This window comes from Nocardia sp. NPDC060220 (assembly GCF_042727815.1).
In the GTDB taxonomy this organism is placed as follows: domain Bacteria; phylum Actinomycetota; class Actinomycetes; order Mycobacteriales; family Mycobacteriaceae; genus Nocardia.
Genome location: NZ_JBHWZY010000658.1, coordinates 1 through 3,954 on the forward strand (window position 1 = coordinate 1; position 3,954 = coordinate 3,954).

Annotated in this window: 5 protein-coding genes; 3 read left to right on the top strand and 2 right to left on the bottom strand. The window is 68.7% G+C overall.

Going from position 1 to position 3,954, the window contains the following annotated elements:
* On the top strand, positions 1–865 hold an 865-nt coding region (locus tag ACFWF3_RS27185; RefSeq protein WP_379316221.1), incomplete at its 5' end, for a hypothetical protein.
* On the opposite strand, the gene ACFWF3_RS27190 is transcribed toward ACFWF3_RS27185, so the two are convergent.
* Positions 862–1,656, bottom strand: a complete 795-nt coding sequence (locus ACFWF3_RS27190; RefSeq protein ID WP_378663168.1) for an enoyl-CoA hydratase — start codon at positions 1,654–1,656, stop codon at positions 862–864. The two genes, ACFWF3_RS27185 and ACFWF3_RS27190, sit on opposite strands and share 4 nt — an antisense overlap.
* 140 nt (positions 1,657–1,796) lie before the next feature.
* Between ACFWF3_RS27190 and ACFWF3_RS27195 the strand changes: the two genes are divergently transcribed.
* The gene (locus ACFWF3_RS27195; protein ID WP_378996206.1) at positions 1,797–2,348 is read left to right on the top strand and encodes a hypothetical protein; all 552 of its coding nucleotides are present in this window, start codon (positions 1,797–1,799) and stop codon (positions 2,346–2,348) included.
* A 32-nt stretch (positions 2,349–2,380) separates the two neighbouring features.
* Here ACFWF3_RS27195 and ACFWF3_RS27200 read toward each other — a convergent pair whose 3' ends face one another.
* A complete protein-coding gene (locus tag ACFWF3_RS27200) occupies positions 2,381–3,340 on the bottom strand; it encodes a DUF2157 domain-containing protein (RefSeq protein ID WP_379316223.1) in 960 nt (319 codons plus the stop codon).
* A 135-nt stretch (positions 3,341–3,475) separates the two neighbouring features.
* On the opposite strand from ACFWF3_RS27200, the gene ACFWF3_RS27205 reads away from it, so the two are divergent.
* The coding region (locus ACFWF3_RS27205) for a cobalamin B12-binding domain-containing protein (protein WP_379316225.1) at positions 3,476–3,954 on the top strand (479 nt) is incomplete at its 3' end.

Consider the following 3,954-nt stretch of genomic DNA (forward strand, 5'->3'; position numbering starts at 1 on the left):
GATTTCGGGCACCGCGGTCACCTGCCGCAGCGAGTTACAGGCCGATGCGATCAGAGCGGCAGCGGGCCAGGCCGACTTCGCGATCGTCGACGAGCCACTGGCCCAGTTGCGCTATCTGCGTTTCAGCGGCCTGCTGCCCGCCATCGACTCGGTGATGCTCTACGACCTGGGCAGTTCCGGTTTGACCATCACCCACGCCGACTGCCGTACCGAAACCATCCTCGCGGGCAAACGCAGCACCGTCATCAGCGGCAACGGCTACGACGCGCTGCTGCGCTGGCAACTCGCGCGCAGTGGCGTCTCGGCCGACGCGCACGCCAGCCGCGAACATCGGGAATCGTTGAGCCGCACCAGAGTTGTCACCGCCGCCGATGCCGACACCGGCGGCCGCGCCGTGCTCACCCGCAGCGATCTGGCCGCCCTCTGCGAAGCGGGACTGCATCATTCGGCGTCGTTCGTGCGCCTGCTGATCCAGGAAACAGGGGTGCAGCCGGGAGCGCTGGCACTACTGGGTGGCTGCGCGCGCAACCCGAGCCTGCGTGCGGATCTGGCCCAGCTGATCGGCCTGCCGATCGTGTACGACCCTGAGCCGGAATATGTTTCGGCGCGCGGCGCGGTGCTGCTGTGTGCCCGCCGTCCCTCGGCACGGTTACGGATGCCGCGTCGAGGTGCGGGGGTCATCGGAGCGCCGCCGCGCCAGGGTCGCCGAAAACTTCTCGCCGCGGTCGCGGTGACGGCCACCCTCGGTGGCACGGTCGCTGGCCTGCTCAGCAACGACAACCCCTCGGCGCGGTCCCCTGAACAGGGCACCGCGCCGAGCACCGCGCACTTCATCGACGGTGCGCCGCGCTGGAAACCGAACTAGCGGTTGGTGAAGTTCGGCGGCCGCTTCTCGACGAAGGCGGCCATGCCTTCCTTCTGATCCTCGGTCGCGAACAGCGAATGGAACACCCGGCGTTCGAACAGCAGCCCCTCGGCGAGCGTGCTCTCGAACGAGCGGTTCACCGCCTCCTTGGCGATCATCGCGACCGGCAGCGACATCGACGCGATGGTCTGCGCGGCCTCCAGCGCGGTGTCGAGCAGTTCGTCGGCGGGCACGACCCGCGAGACGAGCCCGGAGCGCTCGGCTTCCTCGGCACCGATCATCCGGCCGGTCAGGATCAGATCCATCGCTTTGGCCTTGCCGATCGCGCGGGTGAGACGCTGCGAGCCGCCGATGCCGGGGATGACGCCGAGGGTGATCTCGGGCTGGCCGAACTTGGCGTTGTCGGCGGCGATCAGGATGTCGCACAGCATCGCCAGCTCACAGCCGCCACCGAGCGCGTACCCGGAGACGGCGGCGATGGTGGGCTTGCGGAAGTTGGCCAGGCGGTCCCAGCGGGCGAAGTAGTCGGCCAGGAACATGTCCATGTACGACTTGGGCGCCATCTCCTTGATGTCGGCGCCCGCCGCGAAGGCCTTCGCCGAGCCGGTGATCACGACGGCGCCGATGGAATCATCGCGGTCGAGCTCGTCGAGCGCGGCGATGACGTCGTCGAGGACCTGGGCATTGAGAGCATTGAGTGCCTTGGGCCGGTTCAGGGTGATCCAGCCGACCCCGCCCTTACCGTCGGTGCCGCCCTTGCGCTCCAGCAGAATCGTCTCGAATTCGGTCACAGCCACCCTCTTGTCAATCAACGGTCACGGATGGTGCAGACCATACCGAGCCGCGCCGCTCTCCGGTGACCTGGATCTGAACTGTGCCACGCCGTCTGTGACGCATTCCACCGCGCCCGATTTGCGGCACAATCGTCGCCATGGGCAGCGACCACTTCGTGCGGATCACCCGCCTGCGCGCACTGATCGACCACGAGAACACCGGCGCGGGCGAGCGCGCCACCGCCGAGCGGATGCTGGACCGATTGCTCCGAAAATCCGCGGACCACACTGCTTCGGGCGCCGCGCCGGACCGCGTCTACGGTTCGCGGCACCACCGTGCGGGCAGGCACGCGAGCACCGCCTCGATCGTGGAATCGGTCCGCGAGGACATCGCCTTCGCCCGCACTTTCGTCGCCGCGGGCGCGCCCGGCGAGGTCACCGTCCACAGCCCACTCGCTGCGGCTCCCGCCCAGCTCACCGTGGCCGTGACGACCCCGTTCGCCGACCAGATCGTCGTCACCATCACCGACATACCCCCCGCGTGGGGGTGGGAACCCGACGAATTCGACCGCATCACCGCCACTGCGGACCTGCGCCGGCTCGCCGATGAACTCGCCGAGATCATCGACAGCTACAACCACGACGGCGCCGATGTGGGTCCTCGCTTCTTCCGGACGATCCGCGCCCAGGAAACCACCCTGATCCGCTGACCTGAACCGATCCTCCCGAGGCCCACAGCAGGTCATCCCTGCTTGCCGACCACGACCACCACCCCCGCGGTGAGTACCAGCGCGCCGATCCCCAACACCACGCTCGCGACGACCGGCCCTCCCGCGGTGTAGTCGGCCACCGCCTGCACGACCGCGACCGCGATCCCCGCCGCCCCACCGAGCACCAGCACGGCGTCGCGACGCAGCACGTACAGCACGAAGCAGAGCACCCCGATCAGCGCGGTCAGGCAGGGTCGCCACAGCGATTCGCCGAACGTCACCGATTGCGCGCCGATCACCGCGATCATGCCGCCGAGGAGATAGCCGGCCCATTCGGCCACCAGCAGGCGAGCCGACGCGAGTCCGAACCACAGCGCACCGAACGCCATCAGCGCGATCCCCTGCCACGGCGATCGGACCTCGAACAGCTCCGAGGTGACATTGAGAATGCTCGCGACACCGAAGGAGGCCACGGCGACCATTCCGAGCACGCTCGGCACCAGCAGATATCCGAGAACGGCGACGAACAGACCCGCGATCGAGGCCGCGATGGCCGTCGCGTCGCCATGATGCCCGTCGAACGCCGTCGCCACCGCACCGGTCACCGCCACCGCCGCCAGCACGAGCAGCACCGCCGCCAGCCGCACCCGCCCCGCCGACGCGATCGGCACCCGGCGGAACACGCCCACGCATCCTTCGGCCAGTACCACCGCTCCCCACATCGCGCACCCGGCCACCACCACCAGCAACACCACCCGGCCCGATTGCGCCACCTGCGCCCACGCCTGGTCGATGAACAGTCCCAAACCCGCGGCCACCAGCGCGGCCCCCAGGTACGCCACGATCTCGGCGGCCACCCGTCCCCCGCTCGCGCGCCCGGCCCGCTCCTGCTCGTCGACCGCCCGCAGCACCGCTCCCCGCTGCTCGCCACTGATCACCCCGGACGCCACCAGTCGCTCCAACGCCACATCCACCCGGTGCTCGCGAACCATCCGTCGAGTATGTCGACCTGCGGTGATGATTCCGCCGCAAGCTGGGCGGGGCGTTTCGCGGCCAAGTGACGCGGTTCACAGTAGAATTACTTTGATGTCCTAGTATCGGGCGCTCTATCAATGGCGGAGGCAGTCATGAGCCTGCATGTTCCGGTGAATCCCGTGCGATTCGTGACCTCGGCGGCACTGTTCGACGGGCACGACGCGGCGATCAACATCATGCGGCGGATTCTGCAGGCCCAGGGCGCCGAGGTGATCCATCTCGGGCACAACCGGTCGGTGCGCGAGATCGTCGACGCGGTGATCGAGGAAGACGTGCAGGGCGTCGCGGTGAGCTCGTATCAGGGTGGGCACATCGAGTTCTTCGAATACCTGGCGCGGGCACTGCGCGAGGCGGGCGCCGGTGAGGTGCGGATCTTCGGCGGTGGCGGCGGGGTGATCGTCGCCGAGGAGATCGAGCGGCTCGCGGCGAGCGGCGTGCGGATCTTCTCCCCCGAGGACGGCCAGCGCCTCGGCCTGCCCGGCATGATCAACGAACTGATCCAGCTCTGCGATGTCGACCCCGCGCGCACCGCCCCCGATCTCGACGCGCTCTATACCGGGGATCGAAACGC